Origin of the sequence: Microbispora sp. KK1-11, assembly GCF_006874435.1 — a bacterium.
Taxonomy (GTDB): domain Bacteria; phylum Actinomycetota; class Actinomycetes; order Streptosporangiales; family Streptosporangiaceae; genus Microbispora; species Microbispora catharanthi.
In genome coordinates, this window is record NZ_VIRJ01000034.1 from 62,612 (window position 1) to 85,166 (window position 22,555).

At 71.5% G+C, this 22,555-nt stretch carries 27 protein-coding genes; 13 read left to right on the top strand and 14 right to left on the bottom strand.

All coding sequences use genetic code 11. The features are described from left to right. Positions 1 to 43: 43 nt before the first annotated feature. Complete coding sequence (locus tag FLW16_RS35485) at positions 44 to 985, top strand: asparaginase (RefSeq protein WP_142564937.1); 942 nt, start codon at positions 44 to 46, stop codon at positions 983 to 985. Between the two features lie 11 nt (positions 986 to 996). Here the strand turns inward: FLW16_RS35485 and FLW16_RS35490 are convergent, their stop codons facing one another. Further along, on the bottom strand, positions 997 to 1,878 hold the full coding sequence (locus FLW16_RS35490) for an alpha/beta fold hydrolase (protein ID WP_142564939.1): 882 nt from the start codon (positions 1,876 to 1,878) through the stop codon (positions 997 to 999). Positions 1,879 to 1,963: 85 nt separating this feature from the next. On the opposite strand from FLW16_RS35490, the gene FLW16_RS35495 reads away from it, so the two are divergent. After that, positions 1,964 to 2,569, top strand: a complete 606-nt coding sequence (locus FLW16_RS35495) for an ABATE domain-containing protein (RefSeq protein WP_142564941.1) — start codon at positions 1,964 to 1,966, stop codon at positions 2,567 to 2,569. On the opposite strand, the gene FLW16_RS35500 is transcribed toward FLW16_RS35495, so the two are convergent. Beyond that, complete coding sequence (locus tag FLW16_RS35500; protein ID WP_260615932.1) at positions 2,564 to 4,168, bottom strand: DUF2207 domain-containing protein; 1,605 nt, start codon at positions 4,166 to 4,168, stop codon at positions 2,564 to 2,566. The two genes, FLW16_RS35495 and FLW16_RS35500, sit on opposite strands and share 6 nt — an antisense overlap. A 111-nt stretch (positions 4,169 to 4,279) precedes the next feature. Here FLW16_RS35500 and FLW16_RS35505 point away from each other — a divergent pair, with 111 nt between their 5' ends. Both FLW16_RS35505 and FLW16_RS35510 read left to right on the top strand, forming a co-directional pair. After that, complete coding sequence (locus FLW16_RS35505) at positions 4,280 to 4,696, top strand: VOC family protein (protein ID WP_142564943.1); 417 nt, start codon at positions 4,280 to 4,282, stop codon at positions 4,694 to 4,696. A gap of 112 nt (positions 4,697 to 4,808) precedes the next feature. Further along, complete coding sequence (locus FLW16_RS35510) at positions 4,809 to 5,780, top strand: magnesium transporter CorA family protein (RefSeq protein WP_142564945.1); 972 nt, start codon at positions 4,809 to 4,811, stop codon at positions 5,778 to 5,780. A gap of 22 nt (positions 5,781 to 5,802) precedes the next feature. Here the strand turns inward: FLW16_RS35510 and FLW16_RS35515 are convergent, their stop codons facing one another. From FLW16_RS35515 to FLW16_RS35535, 5 genes are all read right to left on the bottom strand, one after another. Next, positions 5,803 to 6,141 carry a DUF2516 family protein gene (locus tag FLW16_RS35515; RefSeq protein ID WP_142564948.1) on the bottom strand — a complete coding sequence of 113 codons (339 nt, stop codon included), beginning with the start codon at positions 6,139 to 6,141 and terminating at the stop codon, positions 5,803 to 5,805. 200 nt (positions 6,142 to 6,341) lie between these two features. Further along, positions 6,342 to 6,701, bottom strand: a complete 360-nt coding sequence (locus tag FLW16_RS35520; RefSeq protein ID WP_142564950.1) for a hypothetical protein — start codon at positions 6,699 to 6,701, stop codon at positions 6,342 to 6,344. A gap of 3 nt (positions 6,702 to 6,704) precedes the next feature. Continuing rightward, positions 6,705 to 7,139, bottom strand: coding sequence for a helix-turn-helix domain-containing protein (locus FLW16_RS35525; RefSeq protein WP_142564951.1), 435 nt, complete (start codon positions 7,137 to 7,139; stop codon positions 6,705 to 6,707). Between the two features lie 68 nt (positions 7,140 to 7,207). After that, positions 7,208 to 8,122 carry a M56 family metallopeptidase gene (locus FLW16_RS35530; RefSeq protein ID WP_142564953.1) on the bottom strand — a complete coding sequence of 305 codons (915 nt, stop codon included), beginning with the start codon at positions 8,120 to 8,122 and terminating at the stop codon, positions 7,208 to 7,210. Beyond that, positions 8,119 to 8,475, bottom strand: a complete 357-nt coding sequence (locus FLW16_RS35535; RefSeq protein WP_142564955.1) for a BlaI/MecI/CopY family transcriptional regulator — start codon at positions 8,473 to 8,475, stop codon at positions 8,119 to 8,121. Before FLW16_RS35535 ends, FLW16_RS35530 begins: the two co-directional genes overlap by 4 nt. 51 nt (positions 8,476 to 8,526) lie before the next feature. Here FLW16_RS35535 and FLW16_RS35540 point away from each other — a divergent pair, with 51 nt between their 5' ends. After that, complete coding sequence (locus FLW16_RS35540) at positions 8,527 to 9,045, top strand: O-acetyl-ADP-ribose deacetylase (protein WP_142564957.1); 519 nt, start codon at positions 8,527 to 8,529, stop codon at positions 9,043 to 9,045. Between the two features lie 17 nt (positions 9,046 to 9,062). Here FLW16_RS35540 and FLW16_RS35545 read toward each other — a convergent pair whose 3' ends face one another. Genes FLW16_RS35545 through FLW16_RS35555 form a run of 3 tightly spaced genes read right to left on the bottom strand, consistent with a single transcriptional unit; the run spans position 9,063 to position 11,189 of the window. Continuing rightward, positions 9,063 to 9,590 (bottom strand): GNAT family N-acetyltransferase, encoded by a 528-nt coding sequence (locus tag FLW16_RS35545; protein WP_260615933.1) that lies wholly within the window; start codon positions 9,588 to 9,590, stop codon positions 9,063 to 9,065. 26 nt (positions 9,591 to 9,616) lie between these two features. Beyond that, positions 9,617 to 10,429 carry a class I SAM-dependent methyltransferase gene (locus tag FLW16_RS35550; RefSeq protein ID WP_142564961.1) on the bottom strand — a complete coding sequence of 271 codons (813 nt, stop codon included), beginning with the start codon at positions 10,427 to 10,429 and terminating at the stop codon, positions 9,617 to 9,619. 10 nt (positions 10,430 to 10,439) lie between these two features. Then, positions 10,440 to 11,189, bottom strand: a complete 750-nt coding sequence (locus tag FLW16_RS35555) for an SDR family NAD(P)-dependent oxidoreductase (RefSeq protein ID WP_221891447.1) — start codon at positions 11,187 to 11,189, stop codon at positions 10,440 to 10,442. Positions 11,190 to 11,307: 118 nt separating this feature from the next. Here FLW16_RS35555 and mshA point away from each other — a divergent pair, with 118 nt between their 5' ends. From mshA to FLW16_RS35570, 3 genes are read left to right on the top strand one after another with little or no spacing between them, the layout of a single operon-like run. Further along, positions 11,308 to 12,630 (top strand): D-inositol-3-phosphate glycosyltransferase, encoded by a 1,323-nt coding sequence (gene mshA, locus FLW16_RS35560; RefSeq protein WP_142564963.1) that lies wholly within the window; start codon positions 11,308 to 11,310, stop codon positions 12,628 to 12,630. A gap of 10 nt (positions 12,631 to 12,640) precedes the next feature. Continuing rightward, complete coding sequence (locus FLW16_RS35565; protein WP_142564965.1) at positions 12,641 to 13,126, top strand: YbjN domain-containing protein; 486 nt, start codon at positions 12,641 to 12,643, stop codon at positions 13,124 to 13,126. A 39-nt stretch (positions 13,127 to 13,165) separates the two neighbouring features. Then, entirely contained in the window at positions 13,166 to 13,909 is a 744-nt protein-coding gene (locus FLW16_RS35570; protein ID WP_142564967.1) for a phosphoglyceromutase, read from the top strand. 52 nt (positions 13,910 to 13,961) lie between these two features. Here FLW16_RS35570 and FLW16_RS35575 read toward each other — a convergent pair whose 3' ends face one another. Next, on the bottom strand, positions 13,962 to 15,392 hold the full coding sequence (locus tag FLW16_RS35575) for a hypothetical protein (RefSeq protein WP_142564968.1): 1,431 nt from the start codon (positions 15,390 to 15,392) through the stop codon (positions 13,962 to 13,964). A 119-nt stretch (positions 15,393 to 15,511) separates the two neighbouring features. After that, positions 15,512 to 16,171: a phosphate signaling complex protein PhoU gene (gene phoU / locus FLW16_RS35580; protein WP_142564970.1), complete on the bottom strand. Its 660-nt coding sequence runs from the start codon at positions 16,169 to 16,171 to the stop codon at positions 15,512 to 15,514. A gap of 104 nt (positions 16,172 to 16,275) precedes the next feature. On the opposite strand from phoU, the gene FLW16_RS35585 reads away from it, so the two are divergent. Together FLW16_RS35585 and FLW16_RS35590 are read left to right on the top strand one after the other, a co-directional pair. Next, a complete protein-coding gene (locus tag FLW16_RS35585; protein WP_185949730.1) occupies positions 16,276 to 17,466 on the top strand; it encodes an ATP-binding protein in 1,191 nt (396 codons plus the stop codon). Further along, on the top strand, positions 17,463 to 18,152 hold the full coding sequence (locus tag FLW16_RS35590; protein ID WP_142564973.1) for a response regulator transcription factor: 690 nt from the start codon (positions 17,463 to 17,465) through the stop codon (positions 18,150 to 18,152). Before FLW16_RS35585 ends, FLW16_RS35590 begins: the two co-directional genes overlap by 4 nt. A 91-nt stretch (positions 18,153 to 18,243) precedes the next feature. Here the strand turns inward: FLW16_RS35590 and FLW16_RS44100 are convergent, their stop codons facing one another. Continuing rightward, positions 18,244 to 18,894: a copper chaperone PCu(A)C gene (locus tag FLW16_RS44100; protein WP_260615936.1), complete on the bottom strand. Its 651-nt coding sequence runs from the start codon at positions 18,892 to 18,894 to the stop codon at positions 18,244 to 18,246. Between the two features lie 257 nt (positions 18,895 to 19,151). Between FLW16_RS44100 and FLW16_RS35600 the strand changes: the two genes are divergently transcribed. The 3 genes from FLW16_RS35600 to FLW16_RS35610 all read left to right on the top strand — a co-directional run bounded on the left by FLW16_RS35600 (position 19,152) and on the right by FLW16_RS35610 (position 20,572). Next, positions 19,152 to 19,634, top strand: coding sequence for a CarD family transcriptional regulator (locus tag FLW16_RS35600; protein ID WP_030510364.1), 483 nt, complete (start codon positions 19,152 to 19,154; stop codon positions 19,632 to 19,634). 17 nt (positions 19,635 to 19,651) lie between these two features. After that, complete coding sequence (ispF, locus tag FLW16_RS35605) at positions 19,652 to 20,110, top strand: 2-C-methyl-D-erythritol 2,4-cyclodiphosphate synthase (protein WP_142564975.1); 459 nt, start codon at positions 19,652 to 19,654, stop codon at positions 20,108 to 20,110. 192 nt (positions 20,111 to 20,302) lie between these two features. Then, a complete protein-coding gene (locus FLW16_RS35610) occupies positions 20,303 to 20,572 on the top strand; it encodes a GlsB/YeaQ/YmgE family stress response membrane protein (protein WP_139580418.1) in 270 nt (89 codons plus the stop codon). 218 nt (positions 20,573 to 20,790) lie between these two features. Here FLW16_RS35610 and FLW16_RS35615 read toward each other — a convergent pair whose 3' ends face one another. Next, complete coding sequence (locus tag FLW16_RS35615) at positions 20,791 to 22,296, bottom strand: DUF2637 domain-containing protein (protein ID WP_142564977.1); 1,506 nt, start codon at positions 22,294 to 22,296, stop codon at positions 20,791 to 20,793. Positions 22,297 to 22,555 lie beyond the last annotated feature (259 nt).

Sequence of the window (22,555 nt, forward strand, 5' to 3'; positions counted from 1 at the left end):
CCCCGAATTCTGCCACGTCCGGGGGCTTCATAGACTGCCCGTTATGTCGGAGATGGTCGTCGAGGTCGTCCGGTCGGGGTTCGTCGAGTCGGTGCACCGCGCACGCGTGCACGTGATCGGGGCGGACGGCGCCCCGGTCATGGTGTGCGGGGACACTTCGAGCCTGGCGTCGCCGCGTTCGGCCATGAAGCCCCTGCAGGCGCTCGCGATGGTGCGGGCGGGCCTGCCGCTCGAGAACGAACTGCTCGCGCTCGCCGCCGCGAGCCACAGCGGCGAGCCCTTCCACATCGACGGCGTACGGAAGATCCTCGCGGGCGCGGGGCTGGACGAGACCTACCTGCGCTGCCCGGAGGACCTGCCGCTCGACGAGGAGGCGCGCCGCCTGGTTCTGCGGGAGCACGGCGACGCCCGCCGGATCTTGATGAACTGCTCGGGCAAGCACGCGGCGATGCTCGCGACCTGCGCGGTCAACGGCTGGCCGGTCGACGACTACCGCCATCCCGGCCACCCGCTGCAGCGGGCCATCCGCGCGACGGTGGAGGAGCTCACCGGCGAGCGGGTCGCGGCGACCGGCGTGGACGGCTGCGGCGCGCCGCTGTTCTTCGTCTCGATGGCGGGGGTGGCGCGGTCCTTCCGCACCCTCACGCTCGCCCCGGCCGGCACGCCGGAGCGGCGCGTCGCCGACGCGATGCGCGCGCACCCCGAGTGGACGAGCGGCACGACCCGCGCCGAGAACCTGCTGATGCGGGCCGTTCCCGGGCTGCTGGTGAAGTCGGGCGCGGAGGCGTTCGACGCCTTCGCCGACGCCGAGGGCCGGGCCGGCGCGGTGAAGATCGTGGACGGCGGCGGCCGGGCCCGTGTGCCGGTCACCGTCGCCGCCCTGCGCGCCGCCGGGATCGACGCCCCGGAGCTGGCCGGGCTGGCCACCGCCCCCCTGTTCGGCGGCGGGGTCCCGGTCGGCGAGGTCCGCGTCCGTCCCGCCTGACCGGCCTCGGGTCACACCCACACGCGGTCGAGGAACGCGGCGATCAGGGGAGCGATCTCGGGGAGCCGGTCCTCCAGCGCGAAGTGACCGGTGTCGAGGACGTGCAGTTCGGCGTCGGGCAGGTCGCGCAGGTAGGCGTGGGCCCCGGGCTCGGGGAAGAACATGTCGTCGCGGCCCCACGTGATCAGCGTCGGCGGCCGGTGCTCGCGCAGCCAGGCCTGCCACAGCGGGTAGCGCTCCACGTTGCTGTGGTAGTCGAAGGCCAGCGCCACCTGGGCCTCCTTGCGCCCCGGCAGGTCGAGGAAGTGCTGGTCGAGGGTCCATCCGTCCGGGGCCACCAGTTGCGGATCGGCCGTGCCGCCCTCGTACTGGCCGCGGGTCATCTCCAGCGTCAGCAGCGCCCGCACCTTGTCCTCGTCGCCCTCGACGTCAGGGCGCAGCGCGACGAAGGCGCGGGCGCCGTCCGACAGGCCCTCCTCGTACGCGTTGCCGTTCTGCACGACGAGGCCGGCGATCCACTCGGGGTGCCGGGTCGCCAGTCGGAATCCCACCGGAGCTCCGAAGTCGAAGACGTACATGACGAACCGGGTCAGCCCGAGCCGTTCGACGAAGCCCTCCATCACGTCGGCGAGGTCGTCGAAACTGTAGGTGAAGCCCGCGGGCGCCTCGGTGTGCCCGAAGCCGGGGTAGTCGGGCGCGATCAGCCGATAACGGGATCCGAGCACGTCGATGAGCCGGCGGAACTGGTGTGACGCGGAGGGGAATCCGTGGAGCAGCAGCATCACGGGGGCGTCGTCGCCGCGCCCGTCCGGCACCGACTCGCGGTAGAAGACCCGCACGCCCCCGACCTCGACGTGCCGGTGGAGCGTGCGCGGAACGGTGAGCAGCGTCATGCCTAATGCCTCCTGATGCTGATGACGCATTAGTTGTAGCGGTCGGCCACCTAATGCGTCAACCGATGGAGGTAGCATTAGCTTCATGATTGATCTGGTCCCCCTCACCGGGGAGCCGCTCGCCCTCGACCTGGTCAACACCCGGCCGCGCACGCCTGACGGCCGGGTCGACCTGATCGCCACCGCCGAGGGGCTGCGCACCTGGCTGGGCCTGCAGGCCGACCGGCTCGGCGGCGCGCTGCCGGAGAGCGGGCAGGCGCCGTCGACGGACGACGAACTGGCCGCGGCGGTGCGCGCGGTGCACGAGGTGCGTGAGCACGCGGCGGCCGCGATCGATCAGGCGAGACGGGGCCTGCGGCCGCCCGAGGACGCGCTGCGCGGCCTCAACCGGGCACAGCGGGCGGCGCCCGCCGTCCGCGCACTGGCCTGGGACGGCGCCGCCGTGACGGCCGTGCCGCACAGGGAAGGCCCGTCGGGCGTCCGGCTGGCGGCGGTGCTCGCCGAGGCGGTCGCCGAGTTGCTGACCGACCCCGCGGTCACGACCGTGCGGGAGTGCGCGGCGGACGACTGCGTGATGCTGTTCCTGCCCGCCCATCCGCGGCGGCGCTGGTGTTCGGCGGCGCGGTGCGGCAACCGGGCCCGCGTCGCCCGGCACTACCGGCGTCACCGCGCCGCCGACTCCGGCTTATAGCGAGCGGAACTGGCGCGAGGTCGAGATCGCCCCGGAGGTGGTCATGACGAACGTCCGCATCGAGTCGGCGAACCTGGACAGGTCCCACTCGGCCGGGCCCTGGTACCAGTACAGGTGGTCGGTCTGCCGCCCGTTGCCGTTGAATGCGCTGACCACCCGCGCCCACCGGTCCACGCTGTCGAAGATCACCGCGTACGGCAGGTAGCGGGAGAACAGCTCCACGCGCTGGCCGGCGGGGACGTCGTCGACGCTCGCCCCGGCGAGGTACTCCCGGAAGCCGAGCGTGTGCGCCAGGGCCGCGGCGCCCTTGGCCGTCTTGGCCGGCATGTACTGCGCGCCGAAGGCCAGCGCCGCTCCGGCGATGATCAGGGCGAGTCCCAGCAGGCCGTACGTCGTGAGCCAGGCGAGCAGGACGGTGGCGATCACCCCGAGCGCGACCACGGCCAGGCCGAGGGTCGTCCAGCGTGACCGGGTGGAGTCGGGCCGCCGGGCGAACCAGCCCTGCGACACGACGTCCTGATACAACGCGTCGCGCACCGTGGCCAGGCGTGCGGAGAACGACCCGTGCAGCTCCGACAGCAGCACCCTGTCGCGGCCGTCGAAGATCGCGTCGTGGAGGGCGCGCTCGTACGGCAGCAGTTGGCCGACCGGGGCGCCGGGCAGCTTCACCAGGCACCAGTCGGGGGTGTCGAAGGTCTGGCGCGGCCGCTCGTCGATCCGCAGGAAGTTGCGCACGGCGAGGTCCACGATGGTCGCGGTCACGTCGACCACGTCGGCCTGCTCGTCGAACAGCGTGCCGATCTGCCCGGGGCGCACGCCGTCCGGCGGGCTGAAGTGCCCGTCGCGGTGGCCGCTGACCGGGGCGGACTCGCTGCCGACCACACGGGCGTCGCGGCCCCGCGTCCAGTAGAGCAGCCCCACGCCGCCCAGCAGCAGCACCAGTAGCGCCGCCAGCGAGCCGCCGGTCACCGCGTTCAGCGTGAACGCGGTGGACAGCTCGAACCTGCGCTCCAGGATCGGCCTGGCCCCCGTCGCGCCCTTCGGGTAGCCGACGACGACCGTGAGCGTCTGGCCCTCCCCGAGGCCCTGCTGTTCGAAGGTGGAGGTGGTACCGGTCTCCTCGACGGAGGCGCTGGTGCAGGCGATGGCCGCGCTCAGCTCACCGGCGAAGCAGGACAGGTTCTGCACCCGGCCCGGGCCGGTCACGGTGACGACCGCGTCCTGCACGGGGCCGGACACCGCGAACCACCGCAGTTCCTCGCCCGACGCCGTGGGCGTCACGGCGCCGGTCACGTCGTACTCCACCGTGCCCTTGAACGACAGGGTCTCCCCGTCGTACGAACCGCCCTTGACGTTGGAGATGCGGTAGACGCGGTCGTGGCCGTCGTCGAAGCGGGTCCGGGTGAGCGGCGTGCGCCTGACCGCCTCGCCGGCGGGGGCGACCGTCTCCTTCACATGGAGCACGCCGTTCTCGCGGAGCTCCATCGTCACCTCGTCCTTCGCCAGAGGCGCGGAAGCCGCAGTGACGGCGTGCGCGGGGGAGGCGGCGAGGACGGCGAGCAGTGCCGCCAGTCCGAGCCGGCGCGCGAGATCCACCATGAGCCGCAACCCTATCGGTCCCGGTGCTCCAACCGGGGATCGGATGCGGGCCGCACGACCGGTCAGGAATCGAGAAGCACGGGGAGCACCGCCGGCCGTAGCGTCATCGGCATGGAACTCACTCTTCACTACTGCTACATCACGGTCGACGACGGCGACGCGGCGCTCGCCTTCTATAGGGACGTGCTCGGCCTCGAACTGCGCAACGACGTCGGCTACGAGGGCGCCCGCTGGCTGACCATGGGCCCGTCGTCGCAGCCGGACGTCAACATCGTCCTCGAGACCGTCAACGCCGACCCGACCGCCTCCCCGGAGGACCGCGCGGCGCTGAGCGACCTGCTCGCGAAGGGCAGGCTGCGCGCCGTCGTCTTCGCCACCCCGGACTGCGACGCGACCTTCGAGAAGATCCGCGAGTCCGGCGCCGAGGTCCTGCAGGAGCCGATCGACCAGCCGTACGGCGTCCGCGACTGCGCCTTCCGCGACCCGGCGGGCAACATGATCCGATTCCAGCAGCTCGACAAGGGCTGACGCGGCGGCGCCGCCGGTGGCCGGCGCCGTGCGAGACGGGGGCGTCCTCCTGCGTATTCCCAGGAGGACGCCCCCTTCGGCGGGGTTCGCCGGATGGGTAGGGTAACCGTCCATGGGACACACCCGGTTGTACCGGAACGGAACCCTGGAGGCCGAGGGCTTTCCGGTCGCCGACGTCTCCGAGCACGTGAAGGACCCGTCGGCGGTGGTGTGGTTCGACATGTGCGCACCCACCGAGGACGACCTCCACGCCATCAGCGAGGAGCTGGGACTGCACGCCCTGGCCGTGGAGGACGCGCTGCAGCACCGGCAGCGGCCCAAACTCGACGTCTACGACAGCCACATGTTCCTCAGCGTCTACGCGTCGGCGTTCGACAGCGAGTCAGGCCAGGTGCGCATCGCCCCCGCCACCGCCTTCATCACGAAGAACGCGCTGGTCACCGTACGCCAGTCGGACGACTTCTCCATCCAGGAGGTGGTCCGGCGCTGGGACGAGGGGGCGGCCCTGTCCCGGCACGGCGTCGCGTTCCTGCTGCACGGCCTGCTCGACTACGTGGTGGACAGCCACTTCGAGACCGTCGAGGCGATGGACGAGCAGGTCGAGGACCTGGAGGGGACGGTGTTCGGCGACCGGCCGGTCGGCCCCGAGGACCAGCGGCGCACGTTCGAGTTGCGCAAGAGCCTGGTGACGCTGCGCCGGATCGTCATGCCCATGCGGGAGGCCGTGAACACGCTCCTGCGCCGCAACGGCCTGAGCGACGACGGTGAGATGACGCCGTACTTCCAGGACGTGTACGACCAGGTGCTGCGGGCCACGGAGTGGACGGAGTCGCTGCGCGACCTGGTCAGCAACATCCGCGAGACGCACCTGACCATGCAGAGCAACCGGATGAACCTCATCATGAAGCGGGTGACGAGCTGGGCCGCGATCATCGCGGTGCCCACGCTGATCACCGGCTTCTACGGGCAGAACATCCCGTTCCCCGGCTTCGGGCACTCGTGGGGCTTCTGGGCGTCCACTGTGCTGATCGTCGTCGCCTCGGCCACGCTCTACCGGGTGTTCCGGGCCCGCGACTGGCTCTGACCCGGGCGCCTCACGCGGCCTTTCACCACGGCCCGTACGGCCCCTGGTTGCCGCCGCCCCGGTAGCCGTTGACCGCGGGCTTCACGTCGGCGAGGTAGATGCCCGCCGCGATGACGGCGGCGATCGTGAAGATGTTGGGCAGCCCCATGCCCATGCCCAGGTAGTTGATCGCGGCGGCGAAGGTGAACAGCGTCGCCAGGCCGAGGATGATCAGCCAGAGCTGCTTGGTCTGCTTGCCGGCCGCGGGGAAGGCGCGTGCGGGGATCCGCAGAGCGTGCACCAGCGCCCAGCCGGACAACACGAAGGCCCCGACGGAAAGCAGCCAGAAGATGATGTCGAGGATGCCGTACAGCCCGAACATGGACGCTCCCACACGGTCACAGTCACTGACGCCCCCAGACTAGTGGGCGGCGCCGACACGTGGCGCGGGCGCGAAGGCCGGTCTCCGCGAACTTCCCGAGGCGCCGCGCCACGGATCCGCCAGGGGCCCGTGAACGGCGGCGGCCCGCCTCCCCCGGAGGGAAGGCGGGCCGCCGCCGTGTCGTTCGCGTGAGCCGCGGATCAGCTCTGGCTCGTGGTGGCGCGGGCGCGACCGGTCCGCTTGGAGGTGGTCTCGGCGGCGATCGCCGGCTCGGCGGTCTCCGAGACCTCCGTCAGCTCCAGCGCGGCCTCGCCGCTCACCCGGCTGACGACCTTGCGGCCGCGGCTGGCCAGGTCGTCGTACAGCCGGTTGAAGCGGGCGGCGGCGGCGTCGGCGTAGCCCTTCGCCTTCTCCGGCAGCTCGCGCGCGACGACCTCCGCCTTGTCCTGCACGGTGGAGGCGTAGGAGCGGGCCTTCTCCACGGCGTAGTCGCCGGCGCCCGTGAGCGCGTAGAACGGCTTGGACTCCGTGATCTTCTTGGCCTGGGTCGTGATGGTCATGGGCTATCCTTCCTTCGAATCCGGTGTAATGCCGTCGCGTGGGAGAACCGGGTCGTCCCCGAGATGCTCAGCCGATTGCGGCGGCTGGGCGGTGTCGGCCCGGTTCTCCTTACGGAACGACTCGTATATGTCGATCAGCACCTGGCGTTGCCGCCCGGTGAGTGTGACGTCGGACCGGATCGCGGCCAGCACGTCGCTGTGCGGCTCGCGGTCCTCGATGAGGCCGGCCTGGACGTAGAGCGCCTGGGCGGAGATGTGCAGACCCTTCGCGATCTGGTTCAGGATCTCCGCGCTCGGCTTGCGCAGGCCCCGTTCCACCTGGCTCAGGTAAGGGTTGGACACACCGGCCTGCGCGGCGAGCTGACGAAGCGAGATCTTCGCCTGCTGCCGCTGCTGGCGGATGTACTCACCGAGCGAGGCGACCTTGGGCAGTTCCATGTCCCCAGTCTGCATCGCACTGCTTGCAATTGCAAACTGGACGGATAATTCCAGCTAGCACCCAAGGTTCACCCAGGAAGCAGCCAAAGCAGCGGGGCGCTGGTGGCGAGCACCACCGATCCGGCCAGGATCAGGAAGCGGTGGGCGGCCGGAAGCGCGACCTCGGGCCGTACGAGCCGGTCGACCCGGGCCATCACGCTGGACGGCGCGGACACGCCGAGCGCGCCCTGCGGCGTGGGCAGCGCGGCCGAGGTGCCGAAGCGCAGCAGGGCGGTGGCCAGCCTGCGGGGGCAGCACCGCTGCCTGGCGCGGTCGTCGGCGGCCATCTCGACCAGCAGCTCGACCGACGCCTGCGCGTCGCGGACCAGCTTCGACCACGGCAGCGCGCGGCGCAGCGCGGCGAACGGCAGCAGCACCAGGTCGTGGCGCTCGCGCACGTGGGCGGCCTCGTGTGCCAGCACGGCCTCCAGCTCCGCGGACGACAGCAGGTGCAGCGTCCCGTCGCTGATGACGACCTGCGACTTGAGCCCCGGCAGGCAGTAGGCGGCGGCCCCGGGGAAGTCGACCACCCGCACGCCGGGCACGGCCGGCTCGTCCCTGGCGACCAGCGCGAGCAGGAGCCGGTGCCGGCGGCGGGCACGCAGCGTCTGCGCCCCGGCCGCGAGAGGCAGGGCCACCAGTACGGCGAGCAGCGACAGGCCCGCGACCAGCGCGGCCAGCCGGAGGTAGTCGTACGGCTGGCGCATGCCGAACTCCACGCTCAGCAGGAACTCCGCGAGCCCGTGCACGACGCCCCTGCGGTAGGGGTCGAGCGCGAAGGCGAGCAGGGCGCCGATGGAGGCGAGCCCCCAGGTCAGCCCGAGCGACTGCCACAGCAGGATCGCCGTGCGCGGGGCGCGCCACGTCCAGCGCGCGAACGTCAGCCGCCACGCGGCCACGGCGCAGATCATCGCGAGCGCCGCTAAGACCGCCGCCGCGATCACTCTTCCTCCAGCTCCGTGAGGGCTTTCAGCAGGATCTCGGCCTCCGAGCCGGAGACGGCGCGGGCGAAGCGGGTCAGCGCCGCGTCGCGGTCGCCGGTCAGGTCCAGGGCCTCGAGCATGAGCTCGGCGACGTACGCGTCACGGCTCGCGGCGGGCTGGTAGCGCCAGGCGCGGCCGTCGCGGGTGCGGGTGAGGAAGCCCTTGCGGGCCAGCCGGTCGAGCACGGTCATCACGGTCGTCGGCGCGAGGTCGCGGTCCTCGATGAGGCGTCCTACCTCGCGAGCCGTGAGCGGGGTGTTCTCCGCCCAGAGGATGTCCATGATGCTGCGTTCAAGCTCTCCCAGTCCCTTCACGTCTTTCAGCCTACCCGGGGTAGTACTACGTCCTGTAGAGAGGTGGGAGGCATGAAAATCGTTCTGATCGAAGGCGACATCACCGAGCAGCGGGTGGACGCGATCGTCAACGCGGCCAACTCGTCCCTGATGGGCGGCGGAGGGGTGGACGGCGCCATCCACCGGCGCGGCGGCCCCGAGATCCTCGAGGAGTGCCGGGCGCTGCGCGCGTCCCGGTACGGCAGGGGACTGCCGACCGGTCAGGCCGTCGCGACCACCGCGGGACGCCTGCCCGCGCGATGGGTGATCCATACGGTCGGGCCCGTGTACTCGCGGAGCGAGGACCGATCCCATCTGCTGGCCTCCTGCTATCGGGAGTCGCTCGTCGTCGCCGACGCGCTCGGCGCCGGCACGGTGGCGTTCCCCGCGATCTCCACGGGGATCTACCGGTGGCCGGTCGAGGACGCCGCCCGTATCGCGATCACCGCGGTACGGCAGGCCGCCCCGGCCGTGGTGGAAGAGGTGCGCTTCGTACTGTTCAGTACCGCAGCCTATGCGGTGTTCGATTCGGCCCTACGGGACATCGGATAAGCATTGGGCCAAAACTTTCAGAGCCACTTGAGCATGTAGATCTCGTCGCGGTCGTCGCCGGGGGCCACCCGGATCGAGCGGGGCACCCGGCCGACCTCCCGGTAGCCCACGCTCGCGTAGAAGCGGTCGACCCCGGTGCCGCCGCGGCAGGTGAGCTGCAACGCCTCAAGGCCGAGCGACCTCGCGGCGTCGTCCGCGGCGAGCAGCAGCGCCCTGCCGTACCCCTTGCCCTGGTGCTTGGGGTGGACCATGACCCGCAGCAGCCAGCGCCAGTGCGCCCGCAGGCCCGAGCCGTTGTCGCCCAGGATGAGCCAGGCGCCCGCGGCGCCGTCGTCACCGAACCCGACGAGGAGGCTGTCGGGGGCCCCCGGCCCGGCGGCCGCGCGCGTGCGGGCGAACGCCTTGTCCGCCGTCGGCCTGACGTCGTCCGGTGTCACGGGAGGCACGAAACCCACCGCGCCACCCGCGTTGGTCACCTCCGCCCAGCAGCTCAGGAGCTCCTCGAAGAGCTCGGGGGTCATCTCCGGGTCGAGGACGAAACGCATGGGCGGGACGTTATCAACCACCGGAATCATCGATCGCGGGGGGAGACGCTGCTCCAGGGCAGGGTCAGTTCGCCGAGCCGCCAGCGGCCGGGGCCGCCGGTCGGCGGGGCCGCCTCCACCGGCCAGTCCCGCGCCAGCAGCTCGGCCGCCCTGATCCAGCGCTGCCGCGTGCCGTAGGCGCCGAAGGAGGCGCAGGTCGCCCAGGCACGATCCCAGTCCGTCAGGAACGCGTGGACGCGTTCGCCCGGGACGTTGCGGTGGATCAGCGTCTTGGGCAGGCGCTCGGCCAGGTCGGAAGGGCGTTCGAAGCCGGTGAACCGGGCCGCGAAGGTGAGCGTCCGCGGCCCCTCGGCGCCGAGCGCCACCCAGGTCGCCCGGTGGCCGACCTCCGAGCAGGTGCCCTCCACGAGCACGCCCGAGGGGTGCAGACCGGCCCGCAGCCGGTCCCAGTGCTCCCACGCCTCGGCCTCGCCGTACTGCCGCAGCACGTTGAACGCGCGCACGATCATCGGCGGGCGGGGGACCGGCAGTTCGAAGCCGCCCCTGACGAACGACAGCCCCTCCCGCTCGTACGGCTTGGCCGCCGCGACCCGCTCGGGGGCGATCTCCACGCCCACCACCTCGACCGTGGGGCAGACCCGGCGCAGCCGCGTGAACAGCTCGGTCGTCGTGGTGTGGGACGCGCCGTAGCCGAGGTCCACCACCAGCGGCGCCGCCCCCGCCCGGGCCGAGCGCAGCAACGGACCGTACACGGCGGCGATCCAGCGGTCGCAGCGGCGCAGCCGGTTGTGCCCGGTGGTGCCGCGCGTGACCGTCCCGACCGGCCTGGTCGGCCTCATGCTCCCGCGCTCATGTACCCGGCGAGACCCGGTGCACCTTGTGCTGGGCGGCCTGCGCGCGCGGCCGGACGACCAGCCTGTCGATGTTCACGTGCGACGGACGGGTCACGGCGAAGGCGATCACGTCGGCGACGTCGTCCGCGCTCAGCGGGTCGGGGACGCCCTCGTACACCTTGGCGGCGCGCTCGGCGTCGCCGCGGAAGCGCGTCACGGCGAACTCCTCGGTCATCACCATGCCCGGCGCGATCTCGACGACCCGCACCGGGTCGCCGCACAGCTCCAGGCGGAGGGTCTCGGTCATCGACGTCTGTGCGTGCTTGGCCGCGCAGTAGCCTCCGCCCCCCTCGTACGACACGAGCCCGGCCGTCGAGGTGAGCATCACCAGGACGCCGTCCCCCGACTGGATGAGCTTCGGCAGCAGGGCCCTGGTCATGCGCAGGGAGCCGAGCACGTTCACGTCGTACATCCGCTGCCAGTCGTCCACCCGGCCCTCGGCCACCGGCTCGAGCCCGAACGCGCCGCCCGCGTTGTTCACCAGGACGTCGCAGCGGTCCAGCGAGGCGGCCAGCGCGTCCACCGACGCCTGGTCGGTCACATCCAGCGTCACCGGGCGCACGCCGGGAACCTCGGCCGCGAGCTTGTCGAGCCGGTCCCGCCGTCGCGCCGCCGCCACGACCCGGTATCCCTCCGCGGCGAGCCGGCGGGCCGTCGCCTCGCCGATGCCGCTGCTCGCGCCGGTCACCACCGCGGTCCTGACCACGGTCTCGGTCGCCGCGGGATTGGTCATCGTCACCGCCATCGTCCTTCCCCATCGCCTCGATCGGCAGGCGACATCCTCTCAGGGCCCCCGGTTCTCACCGATGTCGGGGAATCCAGTGATGATTTTGGTGGTTATAACGCTTTCGGAGGTGGTTCGGGTGTCGGTGTTACGGCGTCGGGTCAACCGCGTCGCGACGATCAGCGTGCACACGTCCCCGCTGGACCAGCCGGGCACGGGGGACGCCGGCGGCATGAACGTCTACATCCTCGAGGTCGCCAAACGTCTCGCGGCGCTGGGCATCGAGGTGGAGATCTTCACCCGCCGCACCGCCCGTGACCTGCCTCCGGTCGCCGAGCTGAGTCCGGGCGTGCTCGTGCGCCACGTCACCGCCGGGCCGTACGAGGAGCTCGACCGCGCCGATCTCCCCGGGCAGCTGTGCGGCTTCCTGTCCGGTGTGCTGCGCACCGAGGCGATGTACGACCCCGGCCGGTACGACGTGATCCACTCGCACTACTGGCTGTCGGGCCAGGTGGGCTGGCTGGCCAAGGAGCGCTGGGGCGTGCCGCTCGTGCACACCATGCACACCATGGCCAAGGTGAAGAACGCGCTGCTCGCCGAGGGCGACAAGCCCGAGCCGGCGATGCGCGTGCTCGGCGAGGAGCAGGTCGTGGAGGTCGCCGACCGCCTGGTCGCCAACACCGCCGCCGAGGCTGAGGAGCTGATCAGCCTGTACGGCGCGCCGCGCGAGCGGGTCGCGGTCGTCAACCCCGGCGTGAACCTCGCCGTCTTCCAGCCCGCGTCCAAGGGCGCCGCACGCCGCCGCCTCGGCCTGCCGCAGGACGCCCACGTGCTGCTGTTCGTGGGCCGCATCCAGCCGCTCAAGGCCCCCGACGTGCTGCTCAGGGCCGCCGCCCGGATGCTCGTGGAGGACCCCTCGCTGCGGTCGCGGCTCGTCGTGGCCTGCGTGGGCGGGCCCAGCGGCAACGGCCTCGCCCATCCCTCCCTGCTCAGCGACCTCGCGGCCGAGCTGGGCATCGCCGACGTCGTACGGCTCGCGCCGCCCGCGCCGCAGCCGGAGCTGGCCGACTGGTATCGGGCCGCCGACGTGACCGTCGTGCCTTCGTACAACGAGTCGTTCGGGCTGGTCGCGCTGGAGTCGCAGGCGTGCGGCACGCCCGTCGTCGCGGCGGCGGTCGGCGGCCTGCGCACGGCCGTCAAGGACGGCGTGTCCGGCGTTCTGGTGGCGGGACACGACCCGCACGACTGGGCGCGCGAGCTCGCCGTGCTGGCCGGGCACCCGGACCGGCTCGCCGAGCTGGCCGCCAACGCCGTGCAGCACGCCACCGCCTTCGGCTGGTCGGCGACCGCCGCCCGGCTGGCCGACGTGTACGCCGGCGCCATGGCCCAGCTCCACCGGACCCCCATCGCGGTCAGCTCATAGGGTGGGGCGTATGAGACCGGATCTGGAAGCCGTCATCGCGTCGGCGCTGGAGTCCGCCGAGCTGTCCTACGAGCGGCCGAAGCCGGGCGCGTTCCTGGTCAGGCTGCCGGGCCAGCACAAGCTCGCCACGCTGACCTGGCTCGTCATCGGCGACCAGGCGCTGAACATCGAGGCGTTCTTCTGCCGGCAGCCCGACGAGAACCACGCCGAGTTCTACCGCTGGCTGCTTCACAAGAACGGCTCGATGTACGGCGTCCACTTCGCCGTCGACGCCACGGGCGACGTGCACCTGGTCGGCCGGCTGCCGCTGGACGCGGTGACCGAGGAGGAGATCGACCGGGTCCTCGGCTGCGTCCTCACCTACTCGGACGAGTCGTTCGACCGCGCACTCGAGCTGGGCTTCGCGACGTCCATCAGGCGTGAGTGGGAGTGGCGGGTCAAGCGCGGCGAGTCGCTGGCCAACCTCCAGGCCTTCGCGCGGGTGGTCGAGTCCTGACCAACGGGACGTCTGCCGCACGCCGATAGGATTGGCCGCATGGCGACTTTGGTGCTGCTGCGGCACGGCGAGAGCGAATGGAATGTCAAAGGCCTGTTCACCGGCTGGGTGGACGTGACACTCTCGCCGACCGGCGAGGAGGAGGCGCGGCGCGGCGGTCAGCTGCTCCTGGAGGCCGGCATCCGGCCCGACGTGGTGCACACCTCGGTGCTCACCAGGGCCATCAAGACCGCCAACATCGCGCTTGAGGCGGCCGACCTGCTGTGGCTCCCGGTGAAGCGCTCCTGGCGGCTGAACGAGCGCCACTACGGCGCGCTCCAGGGCAAGGACAAGGCCCAGACCCGCGCGGAGTTCGGCGACGAGCAGTTCATGCTGTGGCGCCGGTCCTACGACGTGCCGCCGCCGCCGATCGCCGACGACGACGAGTACTCCCAGCTCGGCGACGGCCGTTACTCCCTGCTGCCCTCGGAGCTGGTGCCGCGGACCGAGTGCCTCAAGGACGTCGTCGGGCGCATGCTGCCGTACTGGTACGACGCGATCGTCCCCGACCTGGCGGCCGGCCGCGACGTGCTGGTGGTGGCGCACGGCAACTCCCTGCGCGCGCTGGTCAAGCATCTGGAGGGCATCAGCGACGCCGACATCGCGGGCCTGAACATCCCGACCGGCATTCCGCTGCGCTACGAGCTGGACGCCGACTTCCGCCCGGTCGGCAAGGGCGAGTACCTCGACCCCGAGGCCGCCAAGGCCGCCATCGAGGCCGTCGCCAACCAGGGCAAGAAGTAACCCTCACGTCTCTCACGAAGGCCGCGTCCCTCAGCGGGGACGCGGCCTTCGGTCATTTGTAGACGACCGGCTTCTTCGCCGTGCCGGGGAACACCATGACGAGGAGTTCGACGGCGCCCGGCGGGGGATAGGGCACCTGGTAGACGAGTTCGCGGCCGCGCAGATGGACCCTCACGCGGTATGAGCCCGGGCCGCGCGTGGTCAGCCCCTTCAGCGTCGGTCCCTCTCCGCCGCCCAGCTGCAGGGACCCGGACGGGCTCTCGTACCCGACCTCGACCACCTCGTCCCAGCCTCTGGTCTCCAAGGGCGGGCGCCGGGTGTAGGACTCGACCGTCACACAGGCGGAACCGGCCTCGTCTGCGGCCCAGATCGCCAGCGCGCCCCGGCCGCTTCCCACCAGGTCCTTCAGCAGGTCGGGAGGATTGCCCTCGTAGCCGTCCTCCCAGCCCTCGATGGTCCAGAACTCGGTCCAGAAGGTGGCCCGGCGCTGTCGTACAGGCCTGATCTTCGGCCGGTGCCGGGGATGCGCCGCGCAGGCCCGCTCCTCCCTGGCGACGTACGCGTCCGACTCCGCCTGCCGCCGATCTTCCTCCGCCTGCTGCGCGCGGGCCACCGCAGGGCACAGGCTGGGCAGCGCGATCGCCAGGGACGCCTGCGGGGCCTCGTCGACGGCCCGCGCGCCGACGTCGCCTCCGTGCCGGGTCGCCAGCGCGCATAGATAGCGTCCCTGATCCAGGACGGCCTGGTCGGAGACCTCGTCCCACCGCTCCAGGCCTGAGCCGTACCGGTGGTCGTGGCTGCGGACGACGCAGAGAAAACGCTGCTCCGTCGCGCTCGACCCCTTGACGGTGCCGTCACCGAATCCGGGACAGCCGAGCTCCCACTGCGCGCTCACCTTCCCCGGTGGGGCCGACGCCGCCGGGAGCAGGACGACCGCGGTCACCGCCAGGACGGCCGCCGTCGTGCGGACGACCGCTCCCCGGCGCACGAACGCGCGCCGGGGAGCGCGTACGGCGAACAGGACGAGGACCGGCGGAAGGCAGTCGTAGAGGCCTCGCCCGATCTGCCAGGACAGCAGCTCGGGCGGCCCCCAGATCTGCGTGCACGCGGGGCCGAGCGCCGCATCCAGCGCGGGAAGCAGGAAGTCGGGGAGGTTGAGGACGAGCAGGACGACGGCCACGCAACGGCCGACGACCCTGCCCGGTCCGGCTCGCCCGCTCCGCAGGCTCAGACACCAGCCCGCGAAGCCCAGGACGATCAGCGGTGCACCGTCGTACGAGAAGAGGGGAAAGGCCTTGATGGGGGATGCCCAGGGGGAGACCTGATCGTAGATGTCCCAGCCGAGGCAGGAGCCCGAGGACATCGACCAGTAGCTCCGGCTGCCGTCGTCGCCGGTCAGGATCGACACGGCCCAGAAGTAGAGGGCGGGAGCCGCCGCGGTCAGCGTCGCCGCCGCCCAGAGCACCCATGATCGTCTCGGCACGAGAGCGAAGACTATTCGGCACGTGCGACAGACGACCTACGCCCGGCACTGTGCGAGGGGCACGCGAAAGCCCCGGCCCCCCGAGGACCGGGGCTTCCGCGCCCCCGTACGCCGCCGCGTCAGCCGGCGAGGGCGTCCGCGTCGCGCGTACCCGTGACGAGGTACACGACGTCGCGGGCGACGCGTACGGCGTGGTCGGCGTACCGCTCGTAGTAGCGGCCGGCCAGCGTGATGTCGATGGCGGCCTCGATGCCGTGCTCCCAGTCCTTGGAGAGCAGGACGCGGAAAAGCCGGCGGTGACGGCGGTCCATCGCGTCGTCGTCCTCCTCCAGCTCCTTGGCGAGGTCGACGTCGCGGGAGGCGATGCAGCTGCCCGCCTTGGTGATCAGGTTCTCGGCGATGGCGCCCATCTCGACGAACGTGTCACGCAGCTCGGCCGGGATGGCGGACTCGGGGTGGCGCATCCGGGCGAGCTTGGCGATGTGCTCGGCCAGGTCGCCCATACGCTCCAGGTCGGCGGCCATCCGCAGGGCGGTGATGACGGTACGCAGGTCGACCGCCACCGGCTGCTGCGTGGCCATCAGCTCGAAGATCGAGGCCTCGAGTTCCTTGTGCAGCCGGTCGACCTCGGCGTCCTGGGAGATGACGCTCTCCGCCAGCTGCAGGTCGGCGTCGAGCAGAGCGGTCGTCCCTCTCGACATGGCCGACCGCACCAGGCGGGTCATCTCCACCAGGCGGTCGGTCAGGGCCGCAAGCTCTTCGTGATAGGCGTCGCGCATGGCCGCCACGCTACGCGCGGGTCTATGAACGAATCCCGACCGCCGGATGAACTTTTCCGGAAACAGGGCCGTCGTGCCAGGTCGGGCAGGTGGAAGAACCAGAAATGCCGCCTAGGCTGCTGAATGTGAACGAGTTGCTGGCGAGCCTGGCGGCGATGGGCGGATTCGTCCTCGGCTCCTTCGTCATGCTCGCGATCCGACGGCAGGCGGACAAGCCCCGCGCACCCGAACCGGTGGACGACGGCCTGCCTCCGGGGGTGGCGTCGGTGCTCGCCGTGCTGCCCTCCTCGGCGGTCGTCCTCGACCGCGAGGACCGGGTGCTGCGCGCCAGTTCGGCCGCGCGCGCCTTCGGCCTCGTACGCGGGGAGTCCCTCATGGCCGCAGAACTGCTCGCGCTGGCCAGGAAGGTCCGCAGGGACGGCGAGATCCGCGAGAGCGAGATCGAGACCGCCGGACGCAAGTTCGGGCAGGAGTCCACGTCGTTCGCGGTGCGGGTGGCTCCGCTCGGCTCCCACGGACAGGTGCTCGTGCTCGCCGAGGACCAGACGGAGCGGCAGCGGGTCGAGGCGGTGCGCAGGGACTTCGTGGCGAACGTCAGCCACGAGCTCAAGACGCCGGTCGGCGCGCTGAGCCTGCTCGCCGAGACCGTCCAGGACGCGGCCGACGACCCCGAGGCCGTGAAGCGGTTCGCCGGCCGGATGCAGCACGAGGCCGCCCGCCTGACCTACCTGGTGCAGGACCTGATCACGCTGTCGCGGATCCAGGGCGGCGAGCCCATCCCGGCGCCCGAGCAGGTGCCCGTGGACGAGGCCGTCCACGAGGCCATCGACCGGTGCAACACGAAGGCGTCGGCGAAGGACATCACGCTCGTCGCGGGCGGCACGGAGGGCCTGAAGGTCTGGGGCGACGACGAGCTTCTCGTCACCGCGCTGCGCAACCTCATCGACAACGCCGTCGCCTACAGCCCCGAGCACACCCGCGTCGTGATCAGTGCGAGGCCGGCAGGAAGCGCCGTCGAGGTGAGCGTCAGCGACCAGGGCATCGGCATCCCGGAAAGCGCCCAGGAACGCATCTTCGAGCGGTTCTTCCGCGTCGACGCGGCCAGGTCCCGGGCCACCGGCGGCACCGGGCTCGGCCTCGCGATAGTCAAACACGTGGCCGTCGCCCACGGCGGCGAGGTCGCGGTGTGGAGCAAAGAGGGCTCCGGTTCGACCTTCACTCTTCGCCTTCCCGCGTTCGGCGGTCAGGCGGTCCCCGTACCAAGCACGACCATCCCCCAGGAGGCCGCTAAGTGACTCGGGTACTCGTCGTCGAGGACGAGGAGTCGTTCTCGGACGCCCTGTCGTACATGCTCAGGAAAGAGGGGTACGAGGTCGCGGTGGCGGCCACCGGCCCCGACGCGCTGGACGCGTTCGACCGCAACGGCGCCGACCTCGTCCTGCTCGACCTGATGCTCCCCGGCCTGCCCGGAACCGAGGTGTGCCGCTCGCTCAGGCAGCGTTCGAAGGTGCCGGTGATCATGCTGACCGCGAAGGACAGCGAGATCGACAAGGTCGTCGGCCTTGAGCTGGGCGCCGACGACTATGTGACCAAGCCGTTCTCGTCCCGCGAGCTGGTGGCGCGCATCCGCGCGGTGCTGCGCAGGCAGGGCGACATCGAGGAGGTGGAGTCGGCAGTCCTGACCGGGGGACCGGTCCGCATGGACGTCGACCGGCACATCGTGGCCGTGCGCGGCCAGCAGGTGCAGCTCCCGCTGAAGGAGTTCGAGCTGCTCGAGGTCCTGCTGCGCAACGCCGGGCGGGTGCTCACCCGCGGCCAGCTCATCGACCGGGTCTGGGGCGCCGACTACGTGGGCGACACCAAGACGCTCGACGTGCACGTGAAGCGGCTGCGGGCCAAGGTCGAGGCCGACCCGTCCAACCCCCGCTGCATCCTCACCGTGCGCGGCCTCGGCTACAAGTTCGACCCCGCCGACGACTGAGCCCGTACGAGCTCCTACGGCTCACGCGGCCCATCCCATGGAAGGAGCCCCTGTCCGGCCGGACAGGGGCTCCTTCGCGTCTACACGGCCGCTAACCGGCGTTCGCGGCGGGCGTCTCGGAGGGAGTGGCCCCGGTGGTCTCCGGGGTGGCGGTGCCCGACGGCGCCGGGCTGCCGGTGGCGAGCGGCGAGGCCGTCGGGAGGGCCGTCGGCGCGGGCGGCAGCGTCGCGAACTCGCGGCTGCGGGCGACGACCGGCACGGTGAGCGCGACGTCGCCGGCGTTCTTGAACTGGAGCGTGAGCTTGATGCTCTCGCCGCCGCGCAGCGCCGTCTTCAGGCCCTCGACCGTGACCCCCGGGGTCTTGGCGAGCGTGCCCGGCTGGAGGTCGATGGGGCTCTGCACCTTGACCGAGGTGGCCTTCTGCTCCTCGGGGACGATGCTGGTGAGCTGGTCGGCGGTCCCCGTGTCGTTCAGGAGAGTCAGGTAGAGCGGCGCCGACCCGCCGGCGGCGAGCTGCTGGCCGGAGTCCGGCCCGAGGATGAACGCCTGCGGGATCATGACGCCGTTCTGGCCGTAGGCCTTGCCGGGGCCGTCGCCGTCGTAGAGGACGCCCGCCTCGTTCGGGGCGTACGGCACATTGGTGTTGGCGTCGAAACCGGCGCCACACGCGGCCAGTGCAGGGATGGCGGCGGCGAGGAGCGCGGCAATGGCGATCGCCCTGCGACGGCTGCTGCTGGTCACGGTTCCAGGTCTCCTTGGTACGCACGTGTATGGGCAGCAATCACCTTATCCGCGCCGGTCACCGGTCCGGCGTCGGCTCCCGGTCCATCCGCCGCAGCAGTGCAGGTCATCCGGTATGTCCCATATGCCGATTCACAGAGTGAGCGGCTTGTCAAGTCCCAAAACGAGGCTTTGACCTGCAGTTATGTTCCTTTCACTGTTCCGGGAGGCGGTAACCGCGTGGTACTCTGGAGTACAGCGGAAGGGGTACTCGTCACATGACTTTCCAGGTCGGCGACACTGTCGTCTACCCCCACCATGGGGCTGCTCGGATCGAGGCCATCACGACCCGAACCATCAAGGGTGAGGAAAAGACCTACCTGGTGCTGAAGGTCGACAAGGGCGACCTGACCGTACAGGTACCAGCGGAAAATGCCGAGCTCGTCGGTGTGCGCGACGTCGTCGGCCAAGAGGGGCTCGAGCGGGTGTTCGACGTGCTGCGTATGCCGCACACGGAGGAGCCCACCAACTGGTCCCGCCGCTACAAGGCCAACCTTGAGAAGCTGGCGTCGGGGGACGTCAACAAGGTGGCCGAGGTGGTGCGCGACCTGTGGCGGCGCGACAAGGAGCGCGGCCTGTCCGCCGGTGAGAAGCGCATGCTCGCCAAGGCACGCCAGATCCTCGTCAGCGAGCTCGCGCTGGCCGAGAAGACCAACGAGGACAAGGCGGAGGCCCTGCTCGACGAGGTGCTGAACTCCTGAACATCACATCGCCAAGGGTGGGCGTCGGAGTCGACGTCCACCCTTTCGCGTCTGGCAGGGAGCTCCACCTCGCCGGACTGTTCTGGCCGGACGAGACCGGGCTGGCCGGTCACTCCGACGGCGACGCGGCGGCGCACGCGTGCTGTGACGCGCTGCTGTCGGCGGCCGGACTCGGGGACGTGGGCGCGCTCTTCGGCACCTCCGATCCCCGTTGGGCGGGCGCCGCGGGCGTGACTCTCCTGGAGGAGGCGGCTCGCCAGGTGCGGGCGGCCGGATTCGAGATCGGCAACCTGGCCGTCCAGATCATCGGGAACCGCCCGAAGGTCGCGCCTCGCCGCGCGGAGGCGGAGAAGGCCCTCGGGGCGGCCGCGGGGGCGCCGGTGAGCGTCAGCGCGACCACGACCGACGGCCTCGGGCTCACCGGCCGCGGTGAGGGCGTGGCGGCCATCGCGACCGCCCTGATCCTCCCGGCATGAATGTTCCGTTCCAATCGGACATGCCAACCTGAATGAGACCCGGAGCGTCTCACTAAGGCGTGGGCGGCGACTCGAACCAAGGCGCGGAATCGAGCCGCCGCCCTCTTTTTTCTTTCATGGGACGCATATTTCCCTTCCGTGGGGTATCCGACAGTCCGAGGATGAAAGGGTCACCCTCATCGGGAGGTCGATATGACAATCGAGTCCATTCTCGGCGCCATCGTCATCGGTGCGGTCATCGGCGCTCTGGGCCGCCTGTTCCTGCCGGGCCGGCAGCCCATCGGCTGGCTGCTGACGATCGTCGTCGGTATCGTGGCGGCGCTCATCGGTACCGCGATCGCCCAGGTCATGGGCGTGGCCACGACGGATGGCATCGACTGGATCGAACTGGTCATGCAGGTCGTACTGGCCGTCGTGGGTGTCGGCATCGTCGCCGGCCTCAAGCGAGGGTCGCGGGTGTAAGACACTCGCTCGGTGGGGCGGCCCCCGCCCTCACCCCATAGCGCGCAGGCCCGTCCGGCTCCCCAGCCGGGCGGGCCTGCGCGTGTACGCCTATCGCTCGGGTGTCAGCCGCTCGTGGAACTGACGGACGGATGGCGCGGCCTGTGCCTGCCATGGGTGTGGCAACCGCCGTGGGGCGGGCGGGCCGGTGGCCCCACGGGCGGTTTCCGCGGACCCTGTCAGGCGGGCGGGCGGGGCGTGCTGCGCATCCGGCCCGAGGGAGGGGCCATCGGCACAGTTCCCTCGTCGGCGCCCGCTTCGGCGTCCGCGGCTTCCGACACGCCCCGAGGGCCGTCTTCCGTGGCGTACCCCTCCTGCTCGACCGGGTCGGCGCAGTCCGACGCGTGGGCGGGGTCCGGCACGTCCCTGATCTGACGGAGCGGCTGGGTGTCGACGCCCGCCTCGTCTTCCGGCTGCTCCGGCTCGGCGTCGGCGGGCTCGTCCGGTTTGGGGCGCGGGTGCACGAGGACGTCGCCGGTATGCGGCCGTACGAGGTCGCCCCAGCGCACGGGACGGTTGCGGCGGGGCTTCGCCGGGCGGTCGCCCGTTTCTGCGGGAGAAGACGCCTCCGGGGTGGGCTGAGCGGCCGTCCCGTCGACGGCGGATTCCGCGTCGCGGGCGTGCTCGTCCGTGGCCGTCTCGGTGACCGGCTCCGTCTCGGTGACCGGCTCCGTCACGGCCGGCTCTGTGACGACCGGATCGGCCTGCTCGGTGACGGGCGGGGTGCTGGGCGCCGCCGTCGGAGGGACGACCGGCAGAACCTCGGGCTCGTCCGGCGCCTGGTCCGCAATCGCCTCGGACCCGGTCTCGGACGTGGGTTCGGGGACGGTTTCCTGGATCGCCTCGGGCGGCAACCGTACGCCGTCCTCGTCGGTGTCGGGGGTGACGGCGCGCGATCCGGCCTCGCCCTCGGACTGCGGAGGGGTGACGGACTGCGGAGGGGTGACGGGCAGCGGCGGGGCGTACTCGGGGGGCGCGACGGTCTCGGATACCGGGCTGACCGGCAGCGGGGGGACGTAGCCGGGGGGCGCCACGGCCTCGGGAACCGGCTGCAGGGGCGGCGCGCCGTGCTCCTCGGTGACGGCGTGCGCGGGCGCGGGGGGCTCCTGCACGGCCACCGGATAGGGGGCGGCGGCGGCCCTGGATTCGCGCGCGCCGTCGAAGGGCACCAGGTCGTCGTCGGAGTCGTCGTCGTCTTCCAGATCGGCCCGATTGGTGCGCACATGCTTCAAGAGGAGCAGCAGCAGCCACAGCCCGATGGCGAGCATCACCCAGGGCGACAACGCGACGACGAGAGCGGAGGCGTCGGGGTCGAAGGAGACGCCGATGGCGGTCGCGGCGTTCGCGGCGGCGGCCGACGCCAGGAGCAGGAGCAGGACGAAGCCCGCCTGTAACCGGACCAGGAAACGCGCGCCCCGCAGCAACGGCACGCTGACCAGGGCCACGACCAGCAGAACGTCGAACGCCGCGGGATACAGGTAGGCGAGCCGCGGCTCGGCGCGCCCGGAGACGGCCAGAGCCCGCAGGTCGTCGAAGGACAGCGCACAGGCGACCCCCGCGAGCACCGCGAGGGCGGCGCCCGCGAGGCCGATGGCCAGGCGGCGCAGCACCAGCGGGAATCCGGAGGGGGTGTTTCGGGACGGGCGGGAGGCCGTGCCTGCCGCGCCGGGGGGAGTCACGTCCATGGCGTTTCGAGCCTACAGAATCGGAGTGACGATCGATCACACCCGCGTGATCACCTGTTTCGTGTCGGAACCGGGGAGTCCGCCGGGAACCTCCGGCGCGGTCCCGGCGACGCTGCGTGTCCGCCCGGGCCCTGCCCGAGGCACGGGGCGCTCGCGCGGATTGCCATACAGATCGTTACGGGTTTTGTGTCGGGTTATATGGGGACTTAAGTGTCGCAAGTTTCCGGGATCGGCCACTCCATGCCGTTCACAGGCGCCC

Excerpts from the sequence above, each read along its gene's own strand:
- FLW16_RS35545 (WP_260615933.1), bottom strand. The coding sequence starts at position 9,590 with ATGCGTTTCGTCCTCGACCCGGAGATGACCCCCGAGCTCTTCGAGGAG.
- FLW16_RS35520 (WP_142564950.1), bottom strand. The coding sequence starts at position 6,701 with ATGACCATCACGACCCAGGCCAAGAAGATCACGGAGTCCAAGCCGTTC.
- FLW16_RS35615 (WP_142564977.1), bottom strand. The coding sequence starts at position 22,296 with ATGGACGTGACTCCCCCCGGCGCGGCAGGCACGGCCTCCCGCCCGTCC.
- FLW16_RS35585 (WP_185949730.1), top strand. The coding sequence starts at position 16,276 with ATGCCGCCTAGGCTGCTGAATGTGAACGAGTTGCTGGCGAGCCTGGCG.
- FLW16_RS35505 (WP_142564943.1), top strand. The coding sequence starts at position 4,280 with ATGGAACTCACTCTTCACTACTGCTACATCACGGTCGACGACGGCGAC.
- FLW16_RS35610 (WP_139580418.1), top strand. The coding sequence starts at position 20,303 with ATGACAATCGAGTCCATTCTCGGCGCCATCGTCATCGGTGCGGTCATC.
- phoU (WP_142564970.1), bottom strand. The coding sequence starts at position 16,171 with ATGCGCGACGCCTATCACGAAGAGCTTGCGGCCCTGACCGACCGCCTG.
- FLW16_RS35485 (WP_142564937.1), top strand. The coding sequence starts at position 44 with ATGTCGGAGATGGTCGTCGAGGTCGTCCGGTCGGGGTTCGTCGAGTCG.
- mshA (WP_142564963.1), top strand. The coding sequence starts at position 11,308 with ATGATTTTGGTGGTTATAACGCTTTCGGAGGTGGTTCGGGTGTCGGTG.
- FLW16_RS35500 (WP_260615932.1), bottom strand. The coding sequence starts at position 4,168 with ATGGTGGATCTCGCGCGCCGGCTCGGACTGGCGGCACTGCTCGCCGTC.
- FLW16_RS35600 (WP_030510364.1), top strand. The coding sequence starts at position 19,152 with ATGACTTTCCAGGTCGGCGACACTGTCGTCTACCCCCACCATGGGGCT.
- FLW16_RS35495 (WP_142564941.1), top strand. The coding sequence starts at position 1,964 with ATGATTGATCTGGTCCCCCTCACCGGGGAGCCGCTCGCCCTCGACCTG.
- FLW16_RS35540 (WP_142564957.1), top strand. The coding sequence starts at position 8,527 with ATGAAAATCGTTCTGATCGAAGGCGACATCACCGAGCAGCGGGTGGAC.
- FLW16_RS35525 (WP_142564951.1), bottom strand. The coding sequence starts at position 7,139 with ATGGAACTGCCCAAGGTCGCCTCGCTCGGTGAGTACATCCGCCAGCAG.
- FLW16_RS35550 (WP_142564961.1), bottom strand. The coding sequence starts at position 10,429 with ATGAGGCCGACCAGGCCGGTCGGGACGGTCACGCGCGGCACCACCGGG.
- FLW16_RS35515 (WP_142564948.1), bottom strand. The coding sequence starts at position 6,141 with ATGTTCGGGCTGTACGGCATCCTCGACATCATCTTCTGGCTGCTTTCC.
- FLW16_RS35565 (WP_142564965.1), top strand. The coding sequence starts at position 12,641 with ATGAGACCGGATCTGGAAGCCGTCATCGCGTCGGCGCTGGAGTCCGCC.
- FLW16_RS35570 (WP_142564967.1), top strand. The coding sequence starts at position 13,166 with ATGGCGACTTTGGTGCTGCTGCGGCACGGCGAGAGCGAATGGAATGTC.
- FLW16_RS35490 (WP_142564939.1), bottom strand. The coding sequence starts at position 1,878 with ATGACGCTGCTCACCGTTCCGCGCACGCTCCACCGGCACGTCGAGGTC.
- FLW16_RS35510 (WP_142564945.1), top strand. The coding sequence starts at position 4,809 with ATGGGACACACCCGGTTGTACCGGAACGGAACCCTGGAGGCCGAGGGC.